This window comes from Jiangella alkaliphila (assembly GCF_900105925.1).
Lineage (GTDB): Bacteria > Actinomycetota > Actinomycetes > Jiangellales > Jiangellaceae > Jiangella > Jiangella alkaliphila.
In genome coordinates this window covers 1,038,943-1,065,737 of sequence record NZ_LT629791.1, presented here as the reverse complement: position 1 = coordinate 1,065,737, position 26,795 = coordinate 1,038,943, and the positions used below count along the sequence as shown (strand labels likewise).

Sequence of the window (26,795 nt, the reverse complement as noted above, 5' to 3'; positions counted from 1 at the left end):
ATCACCCCGTTGTCGGTTCCAGTCCTTGAGATGCCGGCCCTAGCGTGCTGAGCATCCCCGCGGAACATCGCCCGTCTCCGAATGGCCTGAGATCGGGTCGCCTCCGCATACCCGGAACGCGCTGCAGGGCCGACTGCGCGCACCGACACGAAGAGGGTGACCGCTAGATGACGACGTTCGCCGAACCCGGAGCCGATCTCGATCTCGACGATGTCCCGACGTCCCATGCCCGGCTGCTCGCCTGGGTCCGCGAGGTCGCGGAGCTGACCCAGCCGGACCGGATCCACTGGTGCGACGGATCCGACGAGGAGTGGACCGCCCTCACCGACGAGCTCGTCGCCGCGGGAACGCTGACGCGGCTGAACCCGGAGAAGAAGCCGAACTCGTTCTGGGCGCGGACGGACCCGACGGACGTCGCGCGGGTGGAGGAGCGGACGTTCATCTGCTCGGTCGACGAGGCGGACGCGGGGCCGACGAACAACTGGCGCGACCCGAACGAGATGAAGGCCGAGATGACCGAGCTCTACCGGGGCTCGATGCGCGGCCGCACGATGTACGTCATCCCGTTCTGCATGGGCCCGCTGACCGCGGCGAACCCGATGTTCGGCGTCGAGCTGACGGACTCGCCATACGTGACGGTGTCGATGCGGATCATGGCCCGCATGGGCGCCCACGTCCTCGAGGCGATGGGCGACGACGCCGACTTCGTGCCCTGCCTGCACAGCGTCGGGGCGCCGCTGGAGCCCGGCCAGCAGGACGTCGCGTGGCCGTGCAACGAGACCAAGTTCATCACCCAGTTCCCCGAGGAGCGGATGATCTGGTCGTACGGCTCCGGCTACGGTGGCAACTCGCTGCTGGGCAAGAAGTGCTACTCGCTGCGCATCGCCAGCGCCATGGCCCGCGACGAGGGCTGGCTGGCCGAGCACATGCTCATCCTGAAGCTGACCGCTCCGCACGGCGCTGTGCACTACATCGCCGCCGCGTTCCCGTCGGCGTGTGGCAAGACGAACCTGGCGATGCTGGAGCCGACCATCCCGGGCTGGAAGGTCGAGACGCTCGGCGACGACATCGCGTGGATGCGCTTCGGCGACGACGGCCGCCTCTACGCCGTCAACCCCGAGTTCGGCCTGTTCGGCGTCGCGCCCGGCACCGGCTGGAAGACCAACCCGAACGCGATGCGCACCATCGCCAAGGGCAACAGCGTCTTCACCAACGTCGCGCTCACCGACGACGGCGACATCTGGTGGGAGGGCATGACGGACGACGAGCCGGCCCACCTGACCGACTGGAAGGGCCGTGATTGGAATCCGCCGTCGCCGGGCCCCTCATCGCACCCGAACTCGCGGTTCTGCACGCCGATCGAGCAGTGCCCGATCATCGCGCCGGAGTTCGACGACCCGCGCGGCGTGCCGATCTCGGCGATCCTGTTCGGCGGCCGCCGCCGGACGACGATCCCGCTGGTCACCGAGGCGCGGGACTGGACGCACGGCGTCTTCATGGGCGCCACGCTCTCGTCGGAGACGACGGCGGCGGCGACCGGCCAGGTGGGCGTCGTCCGGCGCGACCCGATGGCGATGCTCCCGTTCATCGGCTACAACGGCGGCGACTACTTCGCGCACTGGATCGCCATGGGCAAGGACGCCGACGCGGTCAAGCTCCCGAAGATCTTCTACGTCAACTGGTTCCGCCGCGACGACGAGGGCGGCTTCCTCTGGCCCGGCTTCGGCGAGAACGGCCGCGTCCTCAAGTGGGTCGTCGAGCGGCTGGACGGCCTGGCCGCGGCGACGGAGACGCCGATCGGCCACGTGCCGGCACCGGAGTCGCTGGACACCACGGGGCTCGACCTGACGGCGGAGCAGCTGGCCGCGTGCCTCGCGGTCGACCCGGAGGAATGGCGGGCCGAGGTACCGGGCATCACCGAGTGGTTCGACAAGTTCGGCGACCACCTGCCGACGCTGCTCTGGGCCGAGCTCGACGGCCTCAAGGCGCGCCTGGGCATGTGACCGCCCGTCGCCCATGATCATCAACCTTTCGTGTCGCCATCACAGCACAAGAGGTTGATGATCATGGGGCCACGGCGCCGTGAGGTCACATTCGTCCAAGCGGCTAGGGTGACGGGTGCTCTAGCGTCGGTTGTGTCACCCGGATCGAGGGGAGCCGACATGGCCACCGTCACGCCGTATCTCTGTGCCAAGGACACCGCGGCCGCGCTCGAGTTCTATGCCGCGGCGTTCGGCGCGGTCGAGACGAGCCGCTGGACCGACCCGGCGACCGGCACGATCGGCCACGCCGAGTTCACCGTCGAGGGCGCCGTCCTCATGATCGCCGACGAGTGGCCGGAGGGCGGCGTCTACGCGCCCGACCCCGGCCGCACCGCGGTGTCGCTCGTCCTCACCGTCGACGACGTGGACGGCCTGTTCGCGCGGGCGATCGCGGCCGGGGCGACCGTCGACCGTCCGGTCACCGACTCGCCGTACGGCCGCGGCGGTTGGCTGTACGACCCGTTCGGCCACCGCTGGCACCTGACCGCGCCCTCGGCCGACGTCTCGAAGGACGAGCTGCGCGAGGCCGTCGGCGACGAGTACGTGATCAGTTAGTAGCCCGCGGCCAGCAGCGCGGCGTCGATGATCCGCGCGACGTCGACGAGCGTGTCGCCGCCGCTGTCGAGGCTGGCGGCGAGCGTGACGGAGACGTCGTCGCGGCGCCAGGCGACCTGCAGGTTCGACGGCGCGCTCAGCGACGCCCACGCCTCGGTCCCGAGGTCGGCGATGTCCTCGGTGTCGCCGCCGAGCATGTCGGCGGCGCTGACCCAGTCGTCGAACGTCGAGATGTCGACGATCAGCTCGTGGCCGGTGCTGCCGGTCCAGGAACAGCCCGGGCCGAACTCCGTCGCCTCAGAGGTGTCCTCGGACGTCGGGTTCGCGCCGAGCACGCCGACGATCGCCTCGACGCCCAGCGTGCACGCGTCGACCGGCTGCGCGATCGGGTCGGCCGCCGGCGGGTCCTCGGCGTCGTCCGGATCGGGCGGCGGCTGGTCGCCGCCGTCACCGCCGTCGTCCGGTGCGCCCGCAGCATCCCCCGCCGCGTCGCCCTCGGTGCCGCCAGCGGGCGGGTCGGCCGGGGCCTCGCCGCTCTCCGCCGCCCCACCGGGCGCGGCCGGCTCCTCCGTCCCGCCGTCCGTCGCCTCCGTCGCCGGGGTCTCCGCGTCCGTCGGCGCCGCCCCCGCGGGCGTCGACTCCCATGCCGGCGTCGCGGAGGACTCGTCCCCCGCCTCGGCGTCGTCGCCGCCACCACACCCGGCCAGGACGCCGGCGGACAGGACCAGGGCAGCCGCGACCGCGGACCGCTTGGACGAAGAGATCACCTGCGGATGCCTCTCGTGAGCACGTCGAAAGCGGTCCCGACACTAGCAACAGTCCAGGTGAGACTCGATGGCTGAGCGGGTAACGGTCGAGGAACGACTCACGAGAGCTGGAAGTGCCAGATGACGGTGGACGGCTTGTCCCACACGGCCCGGACCACCGCGGGAACCACGGGCAGCAGGGTCCACGGCCAGTCCGCCCAGTCGCCGATGGCGGCGGCCTCCGCGGGCGGCGGGACCGGTTGGTCCGGCGTCGCGGGCCGGGGTTCCTCACAGCGCCGGACCTGGAACCCGGCCGGCAGCGCCGCGCGAAGGTAGTCGCCGGTGAGGTGTCGGTAGGTCGGCGTGACGCCCGGCTCGCCGGCCGGTCCGGGCGAGTGGACGACCGAGCCCAGCAGCACGAGGTCGCGGTGGACGTCGGAGATGACCAGGTGCCCTCCGGGGCGCAGCACGCGGGCGAACTCTGCCATCACCGGGGCCAGCGACGGGACGTGGACCAGCGCCAAGGCGCAGACCACGATGTCCACCGAGTCGTCGTCCACGGGCAACTCGTGCAGCTCGCCGCTCAGGAACGTCCCGTCCGGCACTCGGGTGCGGGCTCGGCCGAGCATCGCGGGTGAGCTGTCCACACCGACGATCCGGTGCCCGCGACCGGCCAGGTACGCCGCGTACCGCCCCGTGCCACAGGCCGCGTCGAGGACCGTTCCGGCCGGCAGTTCGTCCAGAATGGCGTGCATGACCGGCTCGTCGACGTCGAACAGGCTGTTGCGCGGCTCGTCGTACGTCGTCGCCCACGCCTCGTAGCCTGCCAGCGTGTCGCCGCGACGCACGACCACGCCGTCGTGGCCGGCCAGCGTCTCGTCGTCCAGCAGCCGGCGTACCTCGGCCAGCCGCGCCTCGACGAACGCCTGATCGTGCTCACCGGCCCACGCCCGCAACAGCGCCAGACCCTCGATCCCGACCAGGTACGCCAACGGGTGATGGTAGATCACGGCCCCGACCGTAGCCCGACGTCGTCGACCACTTCCACGCGTTTATGGCGCGGTCAACTGTCGGACCTCGCCATTACCGTGGCGAGCATGAAACCACAAGCCAATGCCCTTGCGCTGATCGTCTCGGACATCGCCGCATCGGTCGACTTCTATCGGCGGCTCGGCCTCGACTTCGGAGACGTGACCAGCGCCCACATCGAGTGCGAGTTGATGCCGGGGTTCAAGCTCATGCTGGACGACGCAGCCAATGCCAAGGTGTTCTATCCGGACTGGACGCCACCGACCGGAGGTGCCCACACCGCGCTCGCTTTCGAGTTCGGCTCGCCGTCCGAGGTCGACGAGATCTATCGGGAGCTAGCAGATGTGGGATTAGGCAGCGCGCACGAGCCGTTCGACGCTCCATGGGGACATCGGATCGCGACCGTGCGCGACCCCGACGGCAACAACGTCGATCTCTACGCCCGACTGAGTTAGGGCGACTGCCCTCGCGACCTGCACCTAGTGCGGCTTCCCTGCGGACTCTGACAACTGAGATCAGAATTGAGACCGGACGCACGTCGGGCCGGTCCTGGTTCGGACCGGCCCTCGGCATTGGTGCTGGTGGTGCGGAGGCGGCGGGATTTGAACCCGCGAGAGGGTTTGAGCCCTCAACCCGCTTAGCAGGCGGGCGCCATAAACCGGGCTAGGCGACGCCTCCATGCCCGAGGGAGCACTGCGTGCAACACCGGGCGACGCAAGGCTACCGTTCCTGCGCCGGAGACGGCAAAGTCGGGTGGTGTGAGATCTCGCGGGCGAGCCTGGCGCGATCGTCGCGAGGCTGGTGAGCAGCTGGGCGCGGCGGTCCAGGAGCAGCTCGGCGACGTCGGGGACGTGCTGGTGCTGGGGCTGCCGCGCGGCGGGGTGGCCGTCGCGGCGCCGGTGGCCGCGGCACTGGGCGGCGAGCTGGACGTGCTCGTGGTGCGCAAGGCCGGCGTGCCGTGGCAGCCAGAGCTGGCGCTGGGCGCCGTCACGGCGTCGGGGCACCGGGTGGTGAACGCCGAGGTGGCCCGGCGCATCCGGCTCGGCGACGCAGAGGTCGAGGTGGTCTTCGCCGACGCCCAGGCCGCGGCCGAGCAACGCCAGCGGCTCCTGCGCGGCGGCCGCCCGGCCCTGCGGCTGGCCGGCCGCACCGTCGTCCTGGTGGACGACGGGATCGCGACGGGCGCGACGATGAGGGCGGCGGCCGAGCTGCTCGCGACGGCGGAACCGGGGCCGCGCGTCGTCGTCGTGGCGGTGCCGGTGGGGCCGGCGGACACGGTGGACGAGCTGGCGGAGGTCGTGGACGCGGTCGTCGCGCTGGAGATCCCGGCGACGTTCCTCGCGGTCGGCGAGTGGTACGACGACTTCACCCAAGTCGAAGATGCCGACGTCAGAGCGTTGTTGAGGCCGTGACCGTGGTCACGTAGGCAACTTATGCGCGGGTTCGGGCGTCTTGTACACAGGGGCGTTGGGTCGACGTCCGCCGGTGCCGGGCCGAGGTGTGATTATCCTGGCTTCGGCGAATAGAGCGGATCATGAGAGCTGACGACGTGAGAGCAAGGAGGGGTGACCGGCCGGTGCAGCGTGCACGACGAGGCCAAGGTGCTCGACGCTCCCGGCTGCAGACGCGCCGGGCCGAGCGCAACGGACGCTACGGCCGCTTCATCGGGCTCACCGCACTCGGCTCGCTGGTCCCCGGCGCCGGGTTCATCGCCGCCGGCAAGCGCCGGCTCGGCACGACGCTGCTGGTGATCCTCGTCGCGCTGCTCATCTTCGGGCTCGCCGTCGTCGTGCTCGTGCCGCCCGGCGAACTGGCGTCGTACGGCGGCGACCGCCAGATGATGCTGATCCTCGGGACGGCGCTCGCGGCCGGCGCCGTGGCCTGGCTGCTCATCGCGCTCGGCAGCCACCGGTCGTTGGAGCCGGACGGCCTGACCACCGGCAAGCGGCTGGCCGGCGCGGCCGTCGTCATCGTCTGCGCGTCGGTCGTGGTCGCGCCGATGGCGGTCGGCTCCCGGTACGCATTCACCCAGCGCGAGCTGGTCGGCAACATCTCCTCCAGCGGCGCCAGCAACACCACGCCTGACGTCGACATCTCCGACCCGTGGGCGGACAAGCCGCGGCTGAACGTGCTCTTCCTCGGCGGCGACGCCGGCGAGGGCCGCACCGGACTACGTCCGGACACCCAGATCGTCGCCAGCATCGACACCGAGACCGGCGCGACCACGATGATCTCGCTGCCGCGCAACCTGCAGGGCATCCCGTTCCCCGAGGGCACGCCGCTCGCCGAGGCCTATCCCGACGGGTTCAGCGGCGGCGGCGACCCGCTCGAGTGGATGCTCAACGCCGTCTACGCCAACGTGCCGCGCGACCACCCCGAGGTGTTCGAGGGCGTCGGCGACCCTGGCGCCGACGCCACCAAGTGGGCGGTCGAGGGCGCGCTGGGCATCGAGGTCGACTACTTCATCATGGTCGACCTCGCCGGCTTCGAGGCGGTCGTCAACGCCCTCGGCGGCATCACCGTCGACGTGCCGCGCGACATCCCGTGGGGCAACAAGAGCCTCCCCGACGGCACCTGCACCGAGGCCAACGGCTACATCCAGCAGGGCGACGACCAGCTGCTCGACGGTTTCCAGGCGCTCTGGTTCGCCCGCTCGCGCTGCGGCAGCGACGACTACGAGCGCATGGAGCGGCAGCGCTGCGTCATGAACGCCATCGTCGACAAGGCCGACCCGGCCACGCTGCTCAGCCAGTACCAGAGCCTCGCCTCGGCGGCCGGCGACATCATCACCTCCGACGTGCCCGCCGACCTGTTCCCGGCGCTGATCGAGCTCATGGTCAAGGTCCGCACCCAGCCGCTGGAGAGCCTGACCCTCGACAACGAGTTCTTCGGCAGCATGGGCACCACGTCGAGCGACCCCGACTACGACCAGCTGCACGCACGCATCCAGGAGATCCTCGCCGGCACCCCGGCCGCCCCCGAGGGCGGCGAGACCGGCGAGACGACGCCGCCGCCCGAGGACACCACCGAGGCGACCGGCCAGAGCGCCGACAACGCCAGCAGCGACCGCTCCGGCGCCACCATCGAGCAGGCCTCCGGCGAGACGGACGAGCCGGCCGAAGAGCCGACCGAGGGCGCGACGGACGAGCCCGCGGCCGACGAGCCGGTCGACGCCGGCGCGGTCTGCTGACTCACTCGTACAGCACGTAGTCAGGCGTCGGCAGCAGCGCGAGCACCTCGGCGGGTGTCATCAGCGGCCCCCGCGCGGCGTCCTCCTCGAAGAACAGCTTGAAGCCGGCGGCGACGTGCGGCGGCTTCGTGCGCATGAGCGTGGTCCAGGTCCGCTCCTTCTCCGCGCGGTTGCCGATGCCGTCGACGCTCTTGATGGTGACGACGCCCGGGTGCGGCAGCAACGCGGCCTCGTCGAGGACGACCGACGCGTGCACCTGGTGGAACACCATGACCTTCTCGGGCAGGTCGTGCGCGGCGACCAGCGTCGACAGGTAGGCGGCGACGGAGTCCAGCTCGGCGCCGGTCGTACTGCCGTAGACGTCGCCCGGGACCTCGTCCGGCCCGACCGCCCACTCCGGGTCCAGCGCCAGCCCGACGTCGGGCTCGGTCAGCCACGGCTCCAGCCGGGCCACCTCGTCGAGGAAGCCGGCCCGCCCGGGCTGGACGTTGAGCAGCAGCAGGGCGCCGTGGCGCCGGGCCGCCGCCAGGTACGCCGCGATGACGTCATCGGGCTCGTGCGTGCGGTACAGCCCGTCGGCCGCCGGCGACCCGTGGGCGACGACGGTGATCAGCTCGAATACCGGCAGCACGCTGCGCCCGTCGCCGGTGTACGAGGCGGCGATCGCGTCGATCTGCTCGGCCGCGGCGTCGAGGCCCTCCGGGACCAGCCGCCCGAACGCCGGTGAGCGGCCGCCGGCGAACCCGACCAGCCGGTGCTCGGGCAGGATCGTCGTCCCGCCGCCGGGCAGGGTGGCCGGCGGCGTGGGCGTCGGGCTCGGTGTGGGTGTCGAACTGGGGGACGGCGACGGCGTTCGGCTCGCGGCGGGTGGACGGCCCGGGTCCAGCGGGGGTGACTGTGACGTCGATTCCGTCGGGTCGCCCGCTGCCCACGGCGCGACCGGGGTGCGTCCGTCGCCGGCGCCGCCGGGCCCGGCGGCGCACCCGGCCGTCGCCAGGACGGCGATCGTCAGCAGGATCAGAGATCTACGCACTCATCCCAGTGTGCCCGGCGGCCCGGACAGCCATGCGTTCAGCGCGCCTCGTCCTGGCCCGACAACGGCCGGTAGCCGCGGTCCTGGTTGAGCCGTCCGCGCAGCTCACGGGCCAGCACCCGCGGCTCGACGTCGATGGACGTGGTGCGGATGAGGCTCTGCCGGCCGCCGGAGAGGTCGACGGAGACGATGGCGCCGTCGGTCTGCACCTTGCGGACGTCGCGCCACGGCACCCGCCGCCCGACGCCGAACCCCGTCGCGTTGACGAACCCGTCGTCGTCGAGCACCAGCCGGGTGCCGCGGCCGAACACCCGCAGCACACCGACGAGCAGGATGACCAGCGACACGACCGCGGCCAGCGCCAGCAGCACCAGCAGCGTGCCGCGCAGCCAGCCGGCGGGGTCGGCCGCGAGCACGATCGTCAGCGCGATGGTGACCAGGCCGAGGCCGGCGGCGCCCACTCCGATGCCGCGGACCGCGAGCTGGGTCGGTGGGCCGTAGACCGTGCGTGTCACGGACCCAGTGTGTCACGCGAGCGCAGGTCAGCCCGCGTAGAGGGATGGTAGCCGACCGCAAGGTCTGACGTCAGTCCCCAAATGTTGAGTCAGGCTGTGGACGCCAGCCGGGCGCGGTTCTCGGCGATGATCCGGCACAGCGGGCACAGGTCGAGCCCGTGCCGCCGGGTCCAGCCGGAGAGCGTCGCGCGAGCATGGTGTGGCGTCGACCCCAGGGTCCCCAGATCGCCGCATTGGTCGCAGACGATGGCCACTTGTGCGCTCATGGTCTCCTACCTGTCTGTCGTGCGCCGCCCCGGCGCATCCCACCCATGTCAAGGATGCCTGACCGATAGTGATGTCGCGAGCAAACTCGCCGCGCAGCACGATCGAAAACCTCCGTGACCTGCATCCAGGCTAGCGATCACAACGGTGCGAGGAGGGCGAAAACGATCAATTCGCGTCGAGGCCGGCGATGATCGAAGCGATGCGGTGCGCGGGAAGCTCGATCAGCGGGCTGTCGAGCACGTGGGCCGGCAGCCCGGACTCGTCGACGATGCGCCGGGCCTCGTCCTTGCCGAGCGGCTCGCCGCCCGTGCGCCGGCTGCCCTTGATCAGGGCGTCGCGCCAGGCGGTGCCGAGGCGCCGGTGGCCGTTGTCGAGCAGGAACCGCCGCGCGACGTCGGCGGGCGCGAGATCCGCCGCGTCGACCTCGGCCGCCTCGACGATGGCGTGCCGCGAGTCAGGGGTGCTGCGCCGGAACCGGAGCCGCCACTTCGCGCCGACCAGCCGCTGCAGCTCCTGCTGGCCAGCCTGCGACGTCACGGCCGGATGGGCGTTCTGGACGGCGACCGCCAGCCGCCGCACGTCCAGGGCCAGCAGCGTGCGGAGCAGCCAGGTGCTCGGGTCGCCGACGAGGTGGACGGCGACCGCGGCCGAGCGGGCGTTCGGAACGGCGGCCGCGGCCCGCCCGGCGAACACGTCGCCGAGTGCGATGCCGCCCGGCGGACGCCGCAGCGCGACGACCGCGCCGACGTCCAGCGACTCGGGCCCGGCGGCGGCCTCGAGCAGCGTCGTCATGACGTCCTCGGCGTCGGGCCGGCCGCCCTCGAGCGACTGGGGACCGTGCGTGTAGATCGTGACGGCCTCCTGCGCCGCGCGCGGCAGCGCCTTCCACGTCGCGGCCGTCGGCTGGCAGACGTAGAGGTCGCTGGCGCTGCCGATGGCCTGCGCGCCGTCGTAGCGGTTGAAGTGCGGCAGGATCGCCTCGGTGGCCAGCGACAGCCCGACGAGCTCACGCTGGACCTTCAGCCCCAGCGCCGGCTGGTGCCGTCCGTACCCGTAGGCCAGGACCAGCCGGCCGTTCGCGCGGTCGCGCAGGCTCTCCAGGCCGCGGGTGAGGAAGAGGCGCACGCCCTCGGGCGTATAGGGCGGGTCGGTGAAGACGAGGTCGCCCACCTCGCGCGCGGCCGACGGCAGCCCGGCCCGGAAGTCCGCGTAGGCGGTGCGGATCGGCAGGTCCAGCGCCGCGGCCTGCTGGTCGACGTACGCGAGCAGGTCCTCGTCGAGGTCCGCGACCACGACGTTCACCCGCGGGTTGACCAGGCACACCGCGACGGACGTCAGGTCGTGGTCGCCGACGCACACCAGCGTCGCGCCGTCGAGGTCGAAGGTGCCGTCCAGCCACAGCGCGCGGCGCAGCGCGGTGACCCGCGTCGCGGGCACGTGGTCGAGCGCTTGGACGGCGGCCGGTGCGGCGGCGACGACCTCCGCGATGCGCCGCGCGACGTCGTCGGCCGGCAGCGCGTCGACCGGACCCGGGAGTTGGGGCCGCTCCAGGCGGTCCAGTCCGAACCGCTCGCGGTACCGCACCCGCGCGTCGGCCCGCACCCCCGCCGACCGACTGCCGGACGTCGTGAGGTCGCCGCCCAGCGCGTCGAGCAGCGCCTCGGCCAGCCGCCGCGGCAGCGCGAACCGGCGGACGAGGTCGTCGAGCGTGACGGACCCGGCGACCAGGGCGGCCAGCGCCGCACGCACCGGGCGCGCGCCGATGCCGAGTCCCGACACGAGGTCGGCGACGCGGTCGATGGGGTCGGTGCGCGGGTCCAAGCGGAGGGCATGGGATTCGAACCCATGAGGACGGAGAGGGCCCCGCCCTAGAACTTTTCAAGAGTTCCCCGTTCGGCCACTCCGGCAGCCCTCCAGGCAGGTGCAAGTGTGCCATGTCCGGCGTGTGGCAGCATCGGGCCGGTGAGCGAGGCCGAGACGCCGTTGCCGGGTGGCCGGGTCGGTGGGGCCGTGCGCGTCGGCGACACCGTGCGGCGGCCGACCGGGCCGTGGACGCCGGCGGTGCACGCGCTGCTGGACGCGTTGCGGGCCGCCGGACTGGACGGCGTCCCCGCGGTCCATGGGGTCGACGAGCAGGGCCGCGAGGTGCTGGGGCTGATCCCCGGCCGCAGCATCGCCCGCGACGAGGTCGTCGGTGAGGCGCTGCTGGCCGACGGGGTCAGCTGGCTGCGCCGCTTCCACGACGCGGTGGCCGGCTACCGGCCGGCGGGCGAGGTGACGTGGCGGCACGGGCGCCGCGCGCTGGCCGACGGCGAGCTCGTCTGCCACAACGACCCGGCCGCCTACAACTGGATCGCCGACGGCGACCGCGTCGCCGGCGTGGTCGACTGGGACATGGCCGGCCCGGGTGTCGCGCTCGACGATCTCGCCTTTGTCGCATGGATGTCGGTGCCGCTGCGCCGCGAGCTGCCGGTGGACGACGTCGCGCGGCGGCTCGGGGTGATGGCCGACGCCTACGGCGACGTGAGCCCGGAGGCGATCCTGGCGCACGTGCGGGTCCGGATGAGCATGGCGGCCGACCGCATCGAGGCCGGTCAGCGACGTGGTGACCAGGGGCTGCTGAACCTCGCGGCGATCGGCGAGCCGGGCAACACCCGGGCGGCGCTGGCCGCGCTGGCCGCTCGCGAACCCGCGATCGCCGCCGCCCTCCCCCGTTGATCTTGGAGTTGTTCGGCAATTGCGGGGTGGAATGTCCGATAGATACGCGAAGAACTCCAAGATCAACTTCTATGGCGGGGTAGTCAGGGGCCGGTGGCCACCGGGCGGTCGGGGTCGGACGACCACTGCGACCAGGAGCCTGGGTAGAGGGTCGCGTCGATGCCGGCGACGGCGAGGGCGGCGACCTCGTGGGCGGCGGTGACGCCGGAGCCGCAGTAGGCGCCGACGGGCCGGTCGCCGTCGACGCCGAGGGCGGCGAACCTCGCACGCAGCGCGGACGGGTCCAGGAACCGGCCCGCGGCATCGAGGTTGTCCGCCGTCGGGGCGCTCAGGGCGCCGGGGATGTGCCCGGCCCGCGGGTCGACCGGCTCGGTCTCGCCGCGGAAGCGCTCGCCGGCGCGGGCGTCCAGCAGCACCCCGTCGTCAGGCAACGCGGCGGCGTCGTCGGCGGACAGCGTCGGCAGCGCGCCCGGCCGCAGTGTCACGTCGCCCTCCGGCGGTGTCACCGGACCCGACTCCAGCGTCCCGCCGGCCGCCGTCCACGCGCTCAGCCCGCCGTCCAGCAACCACACGTCCGTCAGCCCGGCCCAGCGCAGCAGCCACCACGCCCGGGCCGCCGACAGGCCGCCGAGGTCGTCGTACGCGACGACGGTGTCGCCGTCGCGCACGCCCCACCGGCGGGCGGCCGCCTGCAGCACGCCGACGTCGGGCAGTGGGTGCCGGCCCTGCTCCGGTGACGGCGGCCCGGCCAGCTCGGTCTCGAGGTCGGCGTAGGCCGCGCCGGGCAGGTGACCGGCCAGGTAGTGGTCGTGGCCGTGCGGGTCGCCGAGCTTCCAGCGGACGTCGAGCAGGACGGTGCGCTCCCCCGCGGCCAGCCGCCGGCCGAGCGCGTCGGTGTCGATCAGGACGCTCATGCCGCTCACGCTAGCCCAGCCCGAACCGCAACCCGTGAGTTGCACAACCATCATGCCATGTGCAACTCTGTAGTTGCACCACCGACCAAGGAGGAGACTCGATGAGCACCGACCGCATCGAACGCGACATCGTCATCGCCGCCGCCCCGCAGCGGGTCTGGGCGATCGTCACCCGCCCCGAACACCTGGGCACCTGGTTCGCCGATGCCGGCGCGGAGATCGACCTGCGCCCCGGCGGCGAGCTGACGCTCACGTGGAAGGACCACGGCGTCTCACGCGGCGTCGTCGAGACCGTCGAGCCGTACACGACGTTCGCGTTCCGCTGGGCGCTCGACGACGGCCGGCCGGGCGAGGGCAACTCGACGCTCGTCGAGTTCACGCTGAGCCCTGACGGCGACGGCACCCGGCTGCGGGTGGTCGAGAGCGGGTTCAGCCGGCTGGCCGGCGGGCCGGACCAGCAGGCGAAGCATGTCGCCGAGAACACCGAGGGCTGGCGGCTGGAGCTGGACGAGCTGCGCGGCTACGCCGAGTCCGTCGCGGCATGAGCCGAACGACTGATGTCATGAGCCGAACCCTGCTCGACGCGGTGCTGGTCGCGCTGGCCGAGCCGACCCGGCGGCAGCTGCTCGACCTGCTCGCCGACCGCGGCGAGGCCAGCGCCAGCACTCTGGCCGGCGCGTTGCCGGTGACCCGGCAGGCGGTCGTCAAGCACCTCGCCGTGCTCGACGACGCCGGCCTGGTCAGCGGCCGCCGGGTGGGCCGCGAGGTGCTCTACCGGACCCGGCCCGAGCGGCTGGCCGAGGCGGCCCGCGACCTGAGCGAGCTGGCGACGGCGTGGGAGTCGCGGCTGGCGACGATCAAGCGCCTGGCCGAGGAAGGAGACCGGCCGTGACGTTCCACGGCAGCGTCAACATCGCCATGAAGATCCCGCGCGCGCAGTACGCCGCGACGGTCGCGTTCTACCGCGACGTGCTGGGCCTGCCCACGCGCGACGTCACCGGAACAGACATCGCTGCCGGGGTGACGCGCAGCATGCGGGTGGAGTTCGGGGCGAACGTGCTGTGGCTGGACGAGGTGCCCGCCTACAGTCGCTCCGACGTCTGGCTGGAGCTGGGAACCGACGATCTCCCGGCGGCCATGGAGCGGCTGGCCGCCGCCGGCGTCGTGGCCCGGGACGAGCTGGAACCGCTGCCCGACGCCATGCGGGCGCACTGGATCGCCAACCCCGCGGGCGTCGTGCACCTGGTGGCCGAGGCCCCCGAATGATCCGGAAGGATTCCGTCCGGAACCGCGGCTAGGGTCGGGCCATGGCGACGCACTGGACGCTCGGGGGTGATGCCGCCGACCCGCAGACGCTGGCCGCGTTCTGGGCCTTCGCGCTCGGTTACGTGCCCGAGCCCGGCTACGACGACCCCGACGGTGCCTCGATCGTCGATCCGGACGGTGTGGGCCCGGCCATCGGGTTCCTGCGGGTGCCCGAGCCGAAGACGGCCAAGAACCGGCTGCACATCGATGTCCGCGTCGCCGGCGAGCCGCCGTGGGACTGGCTCGCCCGGGCCGACCTGATCCGCGCGAAGGTCACCGGGCTCGTCGAGCACGGCGCGACCGTCGTCCGGGAGGAGCACTACCGGGACGAGCGCGGCTCCGTGCTCGGGCACGTCGTGATGCTGGACCCGGAGGGCAACGAGTTCTGCGTCGCCTGACCAGCGCTAGGCCGGCGGGACCTGCCGGGTCCAGGTCTCGTGCGTCGCGATGACCGCCGACGAGTGGGCGCGGCCGTCGGTGCCGCCGACCTCGGGCCGGCCGAGCACCCGGGCGCCGTCGACCTCGAGGGTGGCGTCGGTGCAGAAGGTCAGCAGGTTGGTCAGCGTCCACGGCACCCCGCCCAGCTGCCACGCCGACGCCTCGCCGGGACGCGTCTCGACCGGCCGGCTGATCGTCGCGACGACGCGGGTGCCGTCGGCGCCGACCACCTTGACGCGGGCGTGGTCGGAGCCGATGTGCCACTCGACGACGTCGCAGTCGACCGGCTCGCCGATCTCCGGCAGCCCGTCCAGCTCGGGGAACCAGCGGCTGAACGTGCTGGACAGCCAGGCGCCGAGCGGTGCGTCGGGCGTGAGCAACCGGACGACGTCGTCGCCGTCGACCCAGACGAGGATCGCCAGACCGGAGCCCTCGACGCTCCACTCCGCCTCCCAGAGGGAGACGAATCCGGCGCGTGAGTCCGCGCGCATGAGGGTGGCGCTCGGGTTGGCTCCGATGAACTCGACCGGCATTCAGCCGAGCGTAGTGACGTTCAGGTCATCTTGTGCGTACGCCGCGCGAATGATCTTCTTGTCGAACTTGCCGACGCTGGTCTTCGGGATCTCCGGCACGACCGCCCAGCGCTCGGGCAGCTGCCACTTGGCGACCTTCGTCGACAGGAAGTCGCGCAGCTCGGTGACGTCGACCTGTTCGCCCTCCTTGACGACGACGGTGGCCAGCGGGCGCTCGCCCCACTTGTCGTCGGGCACGCCGACGACGGCCGCCTCGACGACGGCGGGATGTGCGGCGAGGTGGCCCTCCAGCTCGACCGAGCTGATCCACTCGCCGCCGGACTTGATGACGTCGCGCGCGCGGTCGGTGAGGCGCAGGTAGCCGTTGGACGTGATGGTGCCGACGTCGCCGGTGCGCAGCCAGCCCTCGTCGAAGCGGTCCTCGTCGTTGTCCAGGTAGTACGACCCGGTGATCCACGGACCGCGCACCTCGAGCTCGCCGACGGTCTCGCCGTCCCAGCCGAGCACGTCGCCGTCCGGGCCGACCAGCCGGGCCTCGACGGGCGCGGCGAACCGGCCCTGGGTGAGCCGGTAGCCGGCGGACTCCTCGTCGTCCGCGCCGGCCGGCGGCCGCGAGAGCGTGCCGAGCGGGCTCATCTCCGTCATCCCCCATGCGTGCAGGCCGGTGATGCCACGCGCGTCGAGGCCGCGCATCAGCGCCTCGGACATCGCCGACCCGCCGACGACGAGAGAGGTCAGCGACGAGAGGTCCGCCTCCGGGTGCGCCTCGGCGTACTGCAGCAGCCCCATCCAGACGGTCGGCACGCCCGCGCCCTTGTTCGGCCGCGCTGCGGCGATGAAGGCGGCCAGCGGCTCCGGCGCGAGGAAGCGGTCGGGCATGGCCATCGACGTGCCGGTGGCGAACGCGGCGTATGGAAGCCCCCACGCGAGCACATGGAACTGCGGGACGACGCCCAGCAGCAGGTCGCGGGCGGACAGGTCGAACACGTCGGGCATCGACTCGGCCAGCGCGTGCAGGTAGATCGAGCGGTGGCTGTAGACGACGCCTCTGGGGTGGCCGGTGGTGCCGGACGTGTAACACATGGCCGCGGCCGCGCGCTCGTCGACGTCGGGCCAGTCGTAGGTCACCGGCTGCGCCGCCAGCAGCGTCTCGTAGTCGTGTACGCCGACACCGGTGCCGTCGAGCACGCTGCGGTCGGCCGCGCCGGCGACGATGACGTGCCGCACCGACTTCAGCGACGGCAGCAGCTTGGCGAACCCCGCGAGCAGTGAGTTGTCGACGATGACGACGCGGTCCGCCGCGTGGTTGGCGGTGAACGCGATCTGCTCCGGGAACAGCCGGATGTTCAGCGGGTGCAGCACCGCGCCCATCGCGGGCACCGCGAAGTACGCCTCGACATGGCGGTGGTTGTTCCACATGAACGTCGCCACCCGGTCGCCGGGCCGGACCCCGAGCGACGACAGCGCGCCGGCCAGCCGGGCCGCGGCGCGGGCGATGTCGGCGAAGGTCGTCTCGTGCGTGCCGGTGCCGGTTGCCGTGACCACCCGGCTGGTGCCGTGGATCGTGGAGCCGTGCTCGAGCAGCCGGCGCACCTGCAGCGGAACGTCCATCATCGTGCTGGTGATCACGAGACCTCCCCATCGAGGACCCGGCGACGCCGGCGTCTGTCGGTCCACCCTGCCGCAGGAAAGCGGCCGGCGGAAGTCTTGATCTCTCTCGTGTTTAACGATCACGACATACGCCGGTAGTCGCGACATCACCTTGTAACCACCTGCGTCACCTGGCGAAACGCCCGAGGAACACGCTGTCCGCGTTCGGAGGTCGCAACGGCGCGGCCCGGCACGGAAGGGAGGGGACGGCACTCCATGGATACCGGAGACACCGCCTGGATTCTCGCATCCACGGCACTCGTCATGCTGATGACTCCGGGCCTTGCGCTGTTCTACGGCGGCATGGTCCGGGCGAAGAGCGTCATCAACATGATGATGATGAGCTTCGGCGCGCTCGGCGTGATCAGCGTGCTGTGGGTTCTGTACGGATACTCGATGGCCTTCGGTTCCGACGTCGGCGCCGGTCTCCTGGGTGACCCCAGCGAGTTCTTCGGCCTGACCGGTCTGATGAGCCCTGACGCCCTGGTAGGCACCATCCCGTCGACGGTGTTCGTCGGTTTCCAGGGCATGTTCGCGGTCATCACGGTCGCGCTGGTGTCGGGCTCGATCGCCGACCGCGCGAAGTTCTGGACCTGGCTGCTGTTCGCCGGCATCTGGGGCACGCTCGTGTACTTCCCGGTCGCGCACTGGGTGTTCTACTTCGCCGACGGCGACGGCGGCTGGATCGCCGACCGGCTGCTCGCCCTCGACTTCGCCGGTGGCACCGCGGTCCACATCAACGCCGGTGCGGCCGGCCTGGCGCTGGCGCTCGTCCTCGGGCGGCGCCGCGACTTCGCCAAGGGCTCGCACCGTCCGCACAACCTGCCGCTGGTGATGCTCGGCGCCGGCCTACTGTGGTTCGGCTGGTTCGGCTTCAACGCCGGCTCGGCGGTGGGCGCCAACGGCATCGCCGGTGTGGCGCTGGTCAACACCGTGGCCGCCACGGCCGCGGCGATGCTGGCCTGGATCATCGTCGAGAAGCTCCGCGACGGGCACGCGACGTCGCTGGGTGCGGCCTCCGGACTGGTGTCCGGTCTGGTAGCGATCACGCCGGCCTGCGCGGCGCTGAACCCGGTCGGCTCGCTGATCCTCGGCGTCGTGGCCGGCGCCATCTGCTCGCTGGTGGTCGACCTGAAGTTCCGGCTGCGCTACGACGACTCGCTCGACGTCGTCGCGGTGCACCTGGTCGGCGGCCTCGTCGGCACCATCGCCATCGGCTTCCTGGCCACGGCGGACGCTCCGGCGGGCGTCGACGGCCTGTTCTTCGGCGGCGGTGTCGACCAGCTCTGGCGGCAGGTCGTCGGCGCCGGTGCGGTGCTGGGCTACTCGTTCGTCGTCACGTACCTGATCGGCCTGGTGCTGCAGCGGACGATCGGGTTCCGGGTGGACGACGACCACGAGGTGGTCGGCGTCGACCGGATCCACCACGGCGAGTCCGGCTACGAGATCGGCTCCGAGGAGGTCTCGGAGGACGTGCTGGCCCGGGTGGCCGCGCCCGCGGCGGCCGACGTGACCGACGCTCCGGCGCCCGGTCGCGTGATCCCGGCCGGTGGTGACGTCGCCACCGCGTAGTTCGACCGTTCGACAGCGGCCCGGGGTGTCTCGCCCCGGGCCGCGGCTTTTCCGCGTCTAAGGTGTGCCGATGCAGCTCGGCACCAAGGGCACGGCGTGGTCGCCGGAGACCCGGCTCTACTCCGACGGCGTGGTCATCGGCACCGACGGCGCCCCGGTCGTCGTCCCGCCGCACAGCGGGCTGCGGCGGCTGCCCGGCACCGGCTACCTCGACCCCGCGTCCGGCGCGCTGCCAAGCGCGGCCGTGCCCACGACAGACGACGTCGAGGCGGCGTGCGAGCTGCTGGCGGCCTGCGAGCTGCCCGGCCGGGGGACGCCGTACCAGGCGATGGCCGAGGAGGCGCTGACCGACATCGGCGTGCTGACGTTCCCGAACGGCGCCGTGGTGGCGGCCGGCAGCCCGTACTGGCGGTACGTGTGGCCGCGCGACGCCGGGTACATGGCCGCCGCGCTGACGGTGTGCGGGCGGCCGGGGCCGGCGTACGCGCAGCTCGCGTACGTGGCGGCCATGCAGGAGAAGGACGGAACCTGGCAGGCGCGATACCTGCCCGACGGCTCCCGCGCGGTGCCCGACGACCGCGGCCTGCAGCTCGACGGCATCGGCTGGACGCTGTGGGCGACGTGGCTCTGGGCCGGCGCCGGTGGCTCCGCCGGCCCGCTGGCGCCGATGGTCCGCGCCGCCGTCGAGGCCGCGCTGGCCGCGCTCGACCCCGCGACCGGGCTGCCACGCGCGTCGCAGGACTTCTGGGAGATGGACCTCGACGAGGCGACGCTCGGCTCGGCGGCGCCGCTGCTGCTCGGCCTGCGCGCCGGCCGTGAATTGCTGGCGCTGCTCGGCGGGCCGGACGACGCCGAACTGGCGGCCCGGGCAGCGGACGGCGCCGGCCGGCTGGCCGCGGCCGTCACCGAGGGGTTCGGCGGGCACGGCTACGCCCGGCGGATCGGCGGCACCGGCGGCCGGGACGCGTCGGGCGCGTTCCTGCTGCCGCCGTTCGCCCCGTTCACAGACGGAGCGGAAGCCGCCTGGCGGGCGGCCGTCGACGCGACCACTGTCGGCAACGGCGGCGTCCGGCCGGGCGAGGAGTGGACCGACCTCGTCACCGCGTGGACGCCGCAGGTGTCGCTGCACGCGCTGACCGCCGCGTCGATCGGCGACACCGCGCTGGCCCACCGGCTGCTCAGCTGGCTCGACCTGCGCCGGACCGCGCTGGGCGCGCTGCCGGAGAAGGTCACCGCCGACGGCCGGCCGTCGGCCGTGGCGCCGCTCGGCCTGACCGGCGCGACCGTGCTGCTGGCGCTCGCCGCGCTCGGCGGACGCCCGCTCCCGGTGCCTCCCGCCTGAGGCTGTTCACGGGGGATAATGCACCATGCGCCGCTTGCGGTTCGTCCTGGCCCTCGTCGTGACGGTGCTGCTGGCCGCCATCGCTGCCACCATCGTCGCGCTTGCCACCGGCGATGACGACGAGGTCGCCTCCGGCGAGGCCGCGGCCGGCCCGGTGCCGGACCTCTCGGCGACGGCCGAGATCCGCCGCTCGTTCAACCGGTCCGGCCTGGTCGTCATCGCCGTCACCAACCACGGCGCCGAGCCGGTCACCGTCACGTCGGCGGAGCTGCTCAGCGACTCGTTCGCGGCCACCGGGCCGCAACCCTTCGACGCCACCATCCCGCCGGGCGAGACCCCGCGCGACCTCCAGGTCGAGTACGGCCCGGCCAGCTGCCCCGACGGTATCGACTCCACGACGCCCGCGTCGCGCGTCAGCCTGGTGGCGCGGGCCGAGGGCGGTGCCGACCAGGTACTGGCGGTCGACCTCCCGTACCCCAACGGCACGCTGGATCGGCTGCTGCGCGCCGACTGCGGCGCCCAGGTACTGGCGGAGTCCGTCACGCTGACGATGGGCCCGCTGGCGTCGAACGCCGACGGCACGCTGACCGGCGTCCTCACCGTCACACCGGTCGTTCCGGGCAGCACGCCGATCATCACCGACACCCGCGGCAGCGTGCTCTTCGAGGTGGCGCCGCAGCCCGATCCCGCGACGCCGCCCGGGCAGCTACACGTCCGGTCCGACGTGCAGCGCTGCGGCGGGCACGCCATCGGCGACGCCAAACGGCCGTACGGATTCACGGCCTGGATCGACCTCGGCGACGGCCAGGAGATCCCCACCGCCATCCCCGTCGACGACGATCAGCGCGCCGCCCTCGACGCGATGCAGGCGGTGCGGTGCGCGGACCGCAACGACGAGAGCTGACACCGCCGGGTTGTCGAGAACGCGGAGACGGCTCCGACCCACTGCCGAGAGCGCCCCGAAACGGCGCCCACGAGACGGGAGCGACCCGATGAAGTACATGCTGATGATGTTCGGCGACGTCGAGACCACGATGGCCACCCGCTCGAAGGAGTGGATCGAGGAGATGATCGGCTTCATGGTCCAGTTGGACAAGGACCTCGAGGCCTCCGGCGAGCTGGTCTTCCAGCAGGGCCTGGCCGACCCCCGCACGGCGAAGACCGTGCGCCTGCAGGACGGCCTGCCGGTCGCCACCGACGGCCCGTTCGCCGAGGCGAAGGAGTCGCTGATCGGCTTCTGGGTGGTCGACGTCGAGAGCGAGGAGCGGGTCCTCGAGCTGGCCGGGCAGATCGTCCAGTACTCCGAGCGGCTGGAGGTCCGCCCGGCGATGGACGCCCCGCCCGATCTGTGACCATGCCCGCCGTCGAGGACCTGCTGCGCGAGGCCGCGCCGCAGGTCCTCGGGGTGCTCGTGCGCCGGTACGGGCAGTTCGACGCCTGCGAGGACGCCGTGCAGGAGGCGCTGCTGGCCGCAGCGACGCAGTGGCCGGTCGACGGCGTGCCCGACAGCCCGCGCTCGTGGCTGGTGACGGTCGCCTCGCGGCGGTTCGTCGACGAGGTGCGCAGCGCGGAGGCCCGCCGTCGCCGCGAGGAGACCGTGGCCGCGCTGGATCTCGTCGAGCCGGGCGAGGTGGAGCGCTCCGACGACACGTTGACGCTGCTGTTCCTGTGCTGCCACCCGGCGCTGCCGCTGCCCGCCCAGCTGGCGCTGACCCTGCGTGCGGTCGGCGGCCTGACGACGGCGGAGATCGCGGCGGCGTTCCTGGTGCCCGAGGCGACGATGGCGCAGCGGATCAGCCGGGCCAAGCAGAAGCTGCGGGCCGGCAACGCCCGGTTCGACCTGCCGCCGCCGGACGAGCGGGCCGCCCGGCTGCGCGCCGTCCTGCACGTGCTCTACCTGATCTTCAACGAGGGCTACACCGCCAGCTCGGGCGCGCAGAGCGTGCGGACCGACCTCACCGGCGAGGCGATCAGGCTGACGCGGCTGCTGGTGCGGCTGGCGCCCGGCGACGGCGAGGTCACCGGGCTGCTGGCGCTGATGCTGCTCACCGACGCCCGCCGGGCGGCACGGACGACCGGCGACGGCGTCCCCGTCCCGCTGGCCGAGCAGGACCGGACCCGCTGGGACGCCGCGCAGATCGCCGAGGGCGTCGCGCTGCTCACCGGCGTGCTCGGCGGCGGCCCCGTCGGCCCGTACCAGCTGCAGGCCGCCATCGCCGCCGTCCACGACGAGGCTGTGACGGCCGACGCGACCGACTGGCCGCAGATCCTCGCGCTGTACGAGGTTCTGGAGAAGGTCGCGCCCGGCCCGGTCGTGACGCTGAACCGGGCCGTCGCCGTCGCGATGGTGCACGGGCCGCGGGCCGGGCTGGCGCTGCTCGGCACGCTCGACGCCGACGACAGGATGTCGCAGACGCACCGGCTGGACGCCGTCCGCGGCCACCTGCTCGAACTGGCCGGCGACCCGGACGGCGCCCGCGCAGCCTACCTGCGCGCGGCCCAGCGCACGGCGAGTCTGCCGGAGCGGCGCTACCTCACGCTGCGTGCCGCCGACGTCACCTGAGCACGCGATAGAGCACGTGCGTGGCCGCCTCGGTGTGCACCGCGCTCACGGGCTCCAGTTCGACGTGTCCGTCGCCGGTCCGGTCGAACAACGGCGTGCCGTCGCCGAACAGCACCGGCACCACGTGCAGGGAGATCTCGTCGACCAGCCCGGCGGCGATGTACTGGCGGGCGATGTCGGCGCCGCCCATGACGCAGACCGCGCCGTCGCCGGCCGCGTCTCGGGCCTGGGCGAGCGCGTCCTCGATGCCGCTGGTGACGAACGAGTACACGCCGGTCTCGGGCGACTCCGCCGGAACCTCGTGCGTCAGGACGACGACCGGTCGCCGGGCCGGCCCCGAGGGACCGTCGGCGCCCCATCCCGGGAGCGAGTCGTCGTAGGTGCGCCGGCCGGTGATGACGGCGCCGAGCCCGGCGACCGCCTCGGTCAGCAGGTCACCGCCGCTCTCGGTGCGGATCCAGTCGTGCAGGCGCTCGCCGCCGCGCCCGAGGGGCTCCTCGGGGGTCCGGCCGGCCGCCGCGATGTAGCCGTCGAGGGAGATGCTGATGTCCAGGGTGAGTGTGTTCATGCCCCCTGTAACGACGCCGCGCGCGCCGACTCATCGGTCCCGGGGCGACGAAATGCAGAATGTCCCGATGGACGACTTCTCGGCAGCCATCCAGGAGCATCGGCGCGAGCTGCACGTGCACTGCTACCGCATGCTCGGCTCCTTCGACGACGCCGAGGAGGTGCTGCAGGAGGCGCTGCTGCGGGCCTGGACGCACCGCGACACCTTCGAGCCAGGCAGCAACCTGCGCGCCTGGCTCTACCGCATCGCGACCAACGCCTGCCTCGACCAGCTGCGCAAGCGCTCGCGCCGGCCCGAGCAGCTGAGCTCGTTCGCCGAGGTGCCGTGGCTGCAGCCGTACCCCGACGTGCTGCTCGACCAGGCCGCCCCGCGCACGGAGGAACCGGACGCCGTCGTCGTCGGACGAGAGACCATCGAGCTGGCGTTCATCGCGACCATGCAGCTGCTGCCCGCGCAGCAGCGCGCCGTGCTGGTGATGCGCGACGCCATCGGCTGGTCGGCCGCCGAGACAGCGGCCATCCTCGAGACGACGGTGCCGACGGTGAACAGCGCCCTGCAGCGGGCCCGCGCGACGCTGCAGCGCGAGCAGCCGTCGCCGGCGAGCACGCCCCGCACCGGCCTCAGCGCCGACGAGCGCGACCTGCTGGACCGCTACATCGTCCTGTCCGAGCGCCCCGACGCCACGCAGATGGCGGCGCTGGTGCGCGACGACATCCGGGTCACCATGCCTCCGCAGCCGGTCTGCTTCGACGGCTGGGCCGCACTGGCGCCCCTGCACGCCGCCGCGGCCGAGCACGGCGAGTGGCGGCTGCTGCCGACCAGCGCCAACCGGATGCCGGCCGCCGCGTGCTACCTGCGCGCTCCCGGCGCGAGCGGGTTCGCCGCGTTCAAGCTCGACGTTCTCCGGGTCGAGGACGGCCTGATCGCCGAGGTCACCACGTTCGGCCCGGAGCTGTTCCCCGCGTTCGACCTCCCCGCCGAACTCCCCTGACCCCCTTTTGCAATGAGCACCTATACGCACCACGCGTGGGTGGTGCGTATAGGTGCTCATTGCAAAGGGGGAGACGCGGTGGTCAGTGCCGGACGTCGAGGTGGAAGGCCTCGGTGTGGTAGCCGGGCCAGCCGCTCGCGCGCTGTTCGGCGACGGTGTCGTTCAGCGGCGCGACGGCGGGCAGCTGGCCGGCGTCGAGGTGGTGGGCGCCGCCGGCGTCAGTGATCGCCGCGACGAGGCGGTCGCGCCAGCCGGCCAGGTCGCCGTCCGCCGCGGAGCCCGCGAGGTCGTGCCGCTCGTCCGGGTCGGACGCGAGGTCGAACAGCTGCTGCGCCGGTCCTTCCGGATACCAGACGTACTTGTGCCGCCCGTCGGTCATGGCGAGGTAGTACGGCAGCCCCGGCGGCCCGGCGTCACCGCCGGCCAGGCCCACGACGACCCGCTCCCGATGCTCGGAGGCGGCCAGCGCGACGAGGTCCGTCCCGTCGACGTCAGGCGGAACCGGCCCGCCGGCCGCCGCCACGAACGTCGGCAGCACGTCGGCCAGCGTCACCGGTGTCTGCACCACGGTCCCGGGCGGCACGGACGACGTACCCGCCGCCGGCCGCACGATCATCGGCACGCCCGCCGACGCCTCGTGGAAGAACACCTTGTTGCCGGTGCCGTGGTCGCCGAGGAACTCGCCGTGGTCCGACGTGAACACGATCGTCGTGCGGGTCAGCTCGCCGGCGTCCTGCAACGCGGCCAGCACCCGGCCGAGGTTGTAGTCCAGCTGCGTCACCAGTCCGTAGTACGCAGCGCGTGCCGCCCGGACCGTCGAAGAGTCCAGCAGGTCGAACGAGCCGCGGTGCCGCTGCCGCCGGAACGCGGCCGGCGCGTCGTCGCCGGCCCAGTCGCCCACGACCGGCGCGGGGATCGACGCGTCACGGTACATCGAGTAGTACGGCTCGGGCGGGTCCAGCGGCGGGTGCGGCTTGCTGTAGGACAGCCACAGGAACAACGGCCGGGTCGGGTCGCGGCGGTACCGGATGTGCTCGACCGCCCGCTCGGACAGCCACGACGTCAGCGTCTCCGCCTCCGGGACGGTCGCCATGCCCGGCGACAGCTCGTTCTGCCCGAGCCCGTGCCGCATCGCCGGCACACCGGTCCGGTAGTAGTCGTCGGGCAGGATCAGCTGCTCGAAGCCGTGGTGCGCCCGCGGCGGCGTGAAGTGCATCTTCCCGATGCCGACGGTCGCGTACCCGAGCGCGCCCAGCCGGGCCGGTAGCGTCGGCGCGCCCGGCGCCAGCACGTCGCAGGTGCGGCCGTTGTGCGTCATGCCGTGCCGCAGCGCCGACTGCCCGGTGAGCAGCGTGACCCGCGACGGCACGCACACCGGCGTCGACGCGTACGCGGCGTCGAACCGGATCCCCTCGCGCGCCAGTTGGTCCAGGTGCGGCGTGCGCAGGAACGACGGCGACCGCGGGCCGACGGTGTCGCGGCGCTGCTGGTCGGTGGTGACGAGCAGCAGGTTCGGCCGGTCCGGTGTCATAGGTACTCGACGGTACCGTTCTGCCGCGACCGCTCGGCCGCGAACGCGACCCAGTGGCTCTCGAGGCTCTCCTCGAACGCGCTCGGCGCGGCCTGCACCGGCAGGCCGGCCCGGCGCCGGCGGATCCGCTCGGCGAAGTCGGCCATCAGCCCGGCGTCGCCGCCGGAGTGCCCGGCGCGATCGTCGGCGATCTGCTCGACGTGCCGGGCGGCGGGCGGCAGGCCGGCGACGTCAGGTGCGGAGTCGCCGAACCGGACCACCTCGATGCGGCCGGCCTCGAGGTCGGCGTTGATCTCGCCGTGGCTGCCCATCAGCGTGATGATCCGGGTGTTCTTCTCGGTGAACGCCGACACGACCAGCGACGCCGTCACGCCGTTGGCGTAGCGCAGCGAGGTCGTCTGGTGGTCGACGACGTCGTTGTCCATGCGGTAGACGCAGCGGCCGTAGTCGGTCTCGCGCAGCGCCTTCAACCGGCCCTCCGGCGACGGGTCGCTGGTGATGACCGAGACCGGCCAGGTGTCGACGCCGGCCAGCTGCTCGACGTAGAACCGGTGCGCGTTGTACGGGCAGGTCGCCGCGACGGCGCACCCGTCGATGCAGCGATCGGTGGAGCCGGGCGGCGCGTTCTCGATGCGGAAGTGCCGCCGGTCCCCGAACGAGGACACCGCGATGCACGGCGAGCCGACCAGCCAGCGCAGGATGTCGAGGTCGTGGCATGCCTTGGCCAGCAGCATCGGGCTGGAGTCGGCGGTCCGGTGCCAGTTGCCGCGGACGTAGCTGTGCGCGTAGTGCCAGTACGCGATGTGCTCGGCGTGCTCGACGCCTTGCAGCTCGCCGATGCGGCCCTCGTCCAGCAGCCGCTTGAGCGCGTTGAAGAACGACGTGTAGCGCATGACGTGCGAGACGGTGATCGCGCCGGGCCGGTCCTTCGCGGCGGCGATCAGCCGGTCCAGCTCGCTCGGCGTCGGCGCGATCGGCTTCTCCAGCAGCACGTCGAAGCCGAGCTCCAGCGCCCGCAGCGTCGGGTCGACGTGCATGCGGTCCGGGGTGGCGACGACGACGGCGTCCCAGGGACCCGGACGGGACAGCGCCGCCCGCCAGTCGGTGTAGCGGTGCTGCGCCGGCACGCCGTGCGCGTCGCCGACGCCGGCCAGCCGCGCCTCGTCGCGGTCGGCGAGGCCGGTGACCACGGCCGTCCCGGGATGCTGCAGGCACCAGCCGGCGTAGGCGTTGCCGCCCCGGCTGCCGGCGCCGATCACCAGCAGCCGCACCGGCGCGTCGAAGTCCGTCATG

The 26,795-nt window shown here is 72.8% G+C and carries 28 protein-coding genes and 2 tRNA genes; 16 read left to right on the top strand and 14 right to left on the bottom strand.

Annotated elements, in window-relative coordinates; genetic code table 11:
* Window positions 1–167: 167 nt before the first annotated feature.
* Window positions 168–2,003 carry a phosphoenolpyruvate carboxykinase (GTP) gene (locus tag BLV05_RS04970; protein ID WP_046767089.1) on the top strand — a complete coding sequence of 612 codons (1,836 nt, stop codon included), beginning with the start codon at window positions 168–170 and terminating at the stop codon, window positions 2,001–2,003.
* 159 nt (window positions 2,004–2,162) lie between these two features.
* Window positions 2,163–2,597 (top strand): VOC family protein, encoded by a 435-nt coding sequence (locus BLV05_RS04965; protein WP_046767090.1) that lies wholly within the window; start codon window positions 2,163–2,165, stop codon window positions 2,595–2,597.
* Here BLV05_RS04965 and BLV05_RS04960 read toward each other — a convergent pair.
* Together BLV05_RS04960 and BLV05_RS04955 are read right to left on the bottom strand one after the other, a co-directional pair.
* Window positions 2,594–3,364 (bottom strand): hypothetical protein, encoded by a 771-nt coding sequence (locus BLV05_RS04960; RefSeq protein ID WP_046767091.1) that lies wholly within the window; start codon window positions 3,362–3,364, stop codon window positions 2,594–2,596. The genes BLV05_RS04965 and BLV05_RS04960 overlap by 4 nt on opposite strands.
* A gap of 98 nt (window positions 3,365–3,462) precedes the next feature.
* A complete protein-coding gene (locus BLV05_RS04955; protein ID WP_046767092.1) occupies window positions 3,463–4,353 on the bottom strand; it encodes a class I SAM-dependent methyltransferase in 891 nt (296 codons plus the stop codon).
* 87 nt (window positions 4,354–4,440) lie between these two features.
* Here BLV05_RS04955 and BLV05_RS04950 point away from each other — a divergent pair, with 87 nt between their 5' ends.
* Window positions 4,441–4,827, top strand: a complete 387-nt coding sequence (locus BLV05_RS04950) for a VOC family protein (RefSeq protein WP_046767093.1) — start codon at window positions 4,441–4,443, stop codon at window positions 4,825–4,827.
* Between the two features lie 132 nt (window positions 4,828–4,959).
* Here the strand turns inward: BLV05_RS04950 and BLV05_RS04945 are convergent.
* Window positions 4,960–5,050: transfer RNA gene (locus BLV05_RS04945), tRNA-Ser, on the bottom strand.
* Window positions 5,051–5,130: 80 nt separating this feature from the next.
* Between BLV05_RS04945 and BLV05_RS04940 the strand changes: the two genes are divergently transcribed.
* Both BLV05_RS04940 and BLV05_RS04935 read left to right on the top strand, forming a co-directional pair.
* Window positions 5,131–5,784, top strand: a complete 654-nt coding sequence (locus BLV05_RS04940; protein WP_083421273.1) for a phosphoribosyltransferase — start codon at window positions 5,131–5,133, stop codon at window positions 5,782–5,784.
* A gap of 164 nt (window positions 5,785–5,948) precedes the next feature.
* Complete coding sequence (locus BLV05_RS04935) at window positions 5,949–7,562, top strand: LCP family protein (protein WP_052762168.1); 1,614 nt, start codon at window positions 5,949–5,951, stop codon at window positions 7,560–7,562.
* A 1-nt stretch (window position 7,563) separates the two neighbouring features.
* Here the strand turns inward: BLV05_RS04935 and BLV05_RS04930 are convergent, their stop codons facing one another.
* The 5 genes from BLV05_RS04930 to BLV05_RS35555 all read right to left on the bottom strand — a co-directional run bounded on the left by BLV05_RS04930 (window position 7,564) and on the right by BLV05_RS35555 (window position 11,292).
* Window positions 7,564–8,595: a hypothetical protein gene (locus BLV05_RS04930; RefSeq protein WP_046767095.1), complete on the bottom strand. Its 1,032-nt coding sequence runs from the start codon at window positions 8,593–8,595 to the stop codon at window positions 7,564–7,566.
* 38 nt (window positions 8,596–8,633) lie between these two features.
* Window positions 8,634–9,110 (bottom strand): hypothetical protein, encoded by a 477-nt coding sequence (locus BLV05_RS04925; protein WP_046767096.1) that lies wholly within the window; start codon window positions 9,108–9,110, stop codon window positions 8,634–8,636.
* Window positions 9,111–9,199: 89 nt separating this feature from the next.
* Window positions 9,200–9,376 carry a hypothetical protein gene (locus BLV05_RS35560; RefSeq protein ID WP_157524198.1) on the bottom strand — a complete coding sequence of 59 codons (177 nt, stop codon included), beginning with the start codon at window positions 9,374–9,376 and terminating at the stop codon, window positions 9,200–9,202.
* Window positions 9,377–9,542: 166 nt separating this feature from the next.
* Window positions 9,543–11,198, bottom strand: a complete 1,656-nt coding sequence (locus BLV05_RS04920) for a bis-aminopropyl spermidine synthase family protein (RefSeq protein WP_052762169.1) — start codon at window positions 11,196–11,198, stop codon at window positions 9,543–9,545.
* Window position 11,199: 1 nt separating this feature from the next.
* A tRNA-Ser gene (locus BLV05_RS35555) sits at window positions 11,200–11,292 on the bottom strand.
* Window positions 11,293–11,339: 47 nt separating this feature from the next.
* Between BLV05_RS35555 and BLV05_RS04915 the strand changes: the two genes are divergently transcribed.
* Complete coding sequence (locus BLV05_RS04915; RefSeq protein WP_152690600.1) at window positions 11,340–12,095, top strand: phosphotransferase; 756 nt, start codon at window positions 11,340–11,342, stop codon at window positions 12,093–12,095.
* 83 nt (window positions 12,096–12,178) lie between these two features.
* On the opposite strand, the gene BLV05_RS04910 is transcribed toward BLV05_RS04915, so the two are convergent.
* Window positions 12,179–13,009 (bottom strand): sulfurtransferase, encoded by an 831-nt coding sequence (locus tag BLV05_RS04910; protein WP_083421272.1) that lies wholly within the window; start codon window positions 13,007–13,009, stop codon window positions 12,179–12,181.
* 101 nt (window positions 13,010–13,110) lie between these two features.
* Here BLV05_RS04910 and BLV05_RS04905 point away from each other — a divergent pair, with 101 nt between their 5' ends.
* From BLV05_RS04905 to BLV05_RS04890, 4 genes are read left to right on the top strand one after another with little or no spacing between them, the layout of a single operon-like run.
* The gene (locus tag BLV05_RS04905; protein WP_046767097.1) at window positions 13,111–13,554 is read left to right on the top strand and encodes an SRPBCC family protein; all 444 of its coding nucleotides are present in this window, start codon (window positions 13,111–13,113) and stop codon (window positions 13,552–13,554) included.
* Between the two features lie 17 nt (window positions 13,555–13,571).
* Window positions 13,572–13,901 carry an ArsR/SmtB family transcription factor gene (locus BLV05_RS04900; RefSeq protein WP_152690601.1) on the top strand — a complete coding sequence of 110 codons (330 nt, stop codon included), beginning with the start codon at window positions 13,572–13,574 and terminating at the stop codon, window positions 13,899–13,901.
* Window positions 13,898–14,275, top strand: coding sequence for a VOC family protein (locus BLV05_RS04895; RefSeq protein WP_197683535.1), 378 nt, complete (start codon window positions 13,898–13,900; stop codon window positions 14,273–14,275). Before BLV05_RS04900 ends, BLV05_RS04895 begins: the two co-directional genes overlap by 4 nt.
* A gap of 41 nt (window positions 14,276–14,316) precedes the next feature.
* Window positions 14,317–14,712 (top strand): VOC family protein, encoded by a 396-nt coding sequence (locus BLV05_RS04890; protein WP_046767099.1) that lies wholly within the window; start codon window positions 14,317–14,319, stop codon window positions 14,710–14,712.
* A 6-nt stretch (window positions 14,713–14,718) separates the two neighbouring features.
* On the opposite strand, the gene BLV05_RS04885 is transcribed toward BLV05_RS04890, so the two are convergent.
* Both BLV05_RS04885 and BLV05_RS04880 read right to left on the bottom strand, forming a co-directional pair.
* The gene (locus BLV05_RS04885) at window positions 14,719–15,285 is read right to left on the bottom strand and encodes a hypothetical protein (RefSeq protein WP_046767100.1); all 567 of its coding nucleotides are present in this window, start codon (window positions 15,283–15,285) and stop codon (window positions 14,719–14,721) included.
* Window positions 15,286–16,911, bottom strand: coding sequence for a long-chain fatty acid--CoA ligase (locus BLV05_RS04880; protein ID WP_046767268.1), 1,626 nt, complete (start codon window positions 16,909–16,911; stop codon window positions 15,286–15,288). It abuts the gene before it with no gap.
* A 240-nt stretch (window positions 16,912–17,151) separates the two neighbouring features.
* Between BLV05_RS04880 and BLV05_RS04875 the strand changes: the two genes are divergently transcribed.
* The 5 genes from BLV05_RS04875 to BLV05_RS04855 all read left to right on the top strand — a co-directional run bounded on the left by BLV05_RS04875 (window position 17,152) and on the right by BLV05_RS04855 (window position 22,412).
* Window positions 17,152–18,507 carry an ammonium transporter gene (locus BLV05_RS04875; protein WP_082154969.1) on the top strand — a complete coding sequence of 452 codons (1,356 nt, stop codon included), beginning with the start codon at window positions 17,152–17,154 and terminating at the stop codon, window positions 18,505–18,507.
* Window positions 18,508–18,577: 70 nt separating this feature from the next.
* Window positions 18,578–19,849 (top strand): glycoside hydrolase family 15 protein, encoded by a 1,272-nt coding sequence (locus BLV05_RS04870; RefSeq protein ID WP_046767101.1) that lies wholly within the window; start codon window positions 18,578–18,580, stop codon window positions 19,847–19,849.
* Between the two features lie 25 nt (window positions 19,850–19,874).
* Window positions 19,875–20,753: a hypothetical protein gene (locus tag BLV05_RS04865; protein WP_046767102.1), complete on the top strand. Its 879-nt coding sequence runs from the start codon at window positions 19,875–19,877 to the stop codon at window positions 20,751–20,753.
* A gap of 88 nt (window positions 20,754–20,841) precedes the next feature.
* Window positions 20,842–21,201 (top strand): YciI family protein, encoded by a 360-nt coding sequence (locus BLV05_RS04860; protein ID WP_046767103.1) that lies wholly within the window; start codon window positions 20,842–20,844, stop codon window positions 21,199–21,201.
* Window positions 21,202–21,203: 2 nt separating this feature from the next.
* On the top strand, window positions 21,204–22,412 hold the full coding sequence (locus tag BLV05_RS04855; RefSeq protein WP_046767270.1) for an RNA polymerase sigma factor: 1,209 nt from the start codon (window positions 21,204–21,206) through the stop codon (window positions 22,410–22,412).
* Here BLV05_RS04855 and BLV05_RS04850 read toward each other — a convergent pair.
* Window positions 22,405–22,980, bottom strand: a complete 576-nt coding sequence (locus tag BLV05_RS04850; protein ID WP_046767104.1) for a dihydrofolate reductase family protein — start codon at window positions 22,978–22,980, stop codon at window positions 22,405–22,407. The genes BLV05_RS04855 and BLV05_RS04850 overlap by 8 nt on opposite strands.
* On the opposite strand from BLV05_RS04850, the gene BLV05_RS04845 reads away from it, so the two are divergent.
* Window positions 22,952–23,971, top strand: a complete 1,020-nt coding sequence (locus tag BLV05_RS04845; protein ID WP_331245859.1) for an RNA polymerase subunit sigma-70 — start codon at window positions 22,952–22,954, stop codon at window positions 23,969–23,971. The genes BLV05_RS04850 and BLV05_RS04845 overlap by 29 nt on opposite strands.
* Window positions 23,972–24,053: 82 nt before the next feature.
* Here BLV05_RS04845 and BLV05_RS04840 read toward each other — a convergent pair whose 3' ends face one another.
* Window positions 24,054–25,502, bottom strand: coding sequence for a sulfatase-like hydrolase/transferase (locus tag BLV05_RS04840; RefSeq protein WP_052762170.1), 1,449 nt, complete (start codon window positions 25,500–25,502; stop codon window positions 24,054–24,056).
* Window positions 25,499–26,794, bottom strand: coding sequence for a Gfo/Idh/MocA family protein (locus BLV05_RS04835; protein WP_046767106.1), 1,296 nt, complete (start codon window positions 26,792–26,794; stop codon window positions 25,499–25,501). The genes BLV05_RS04840 and BLV05_RS04835 overlap by 4 nt, the downstream gene beginning before the upstream one ends.
* Window position 26,795: the final 1 nt, after the last annotated feature.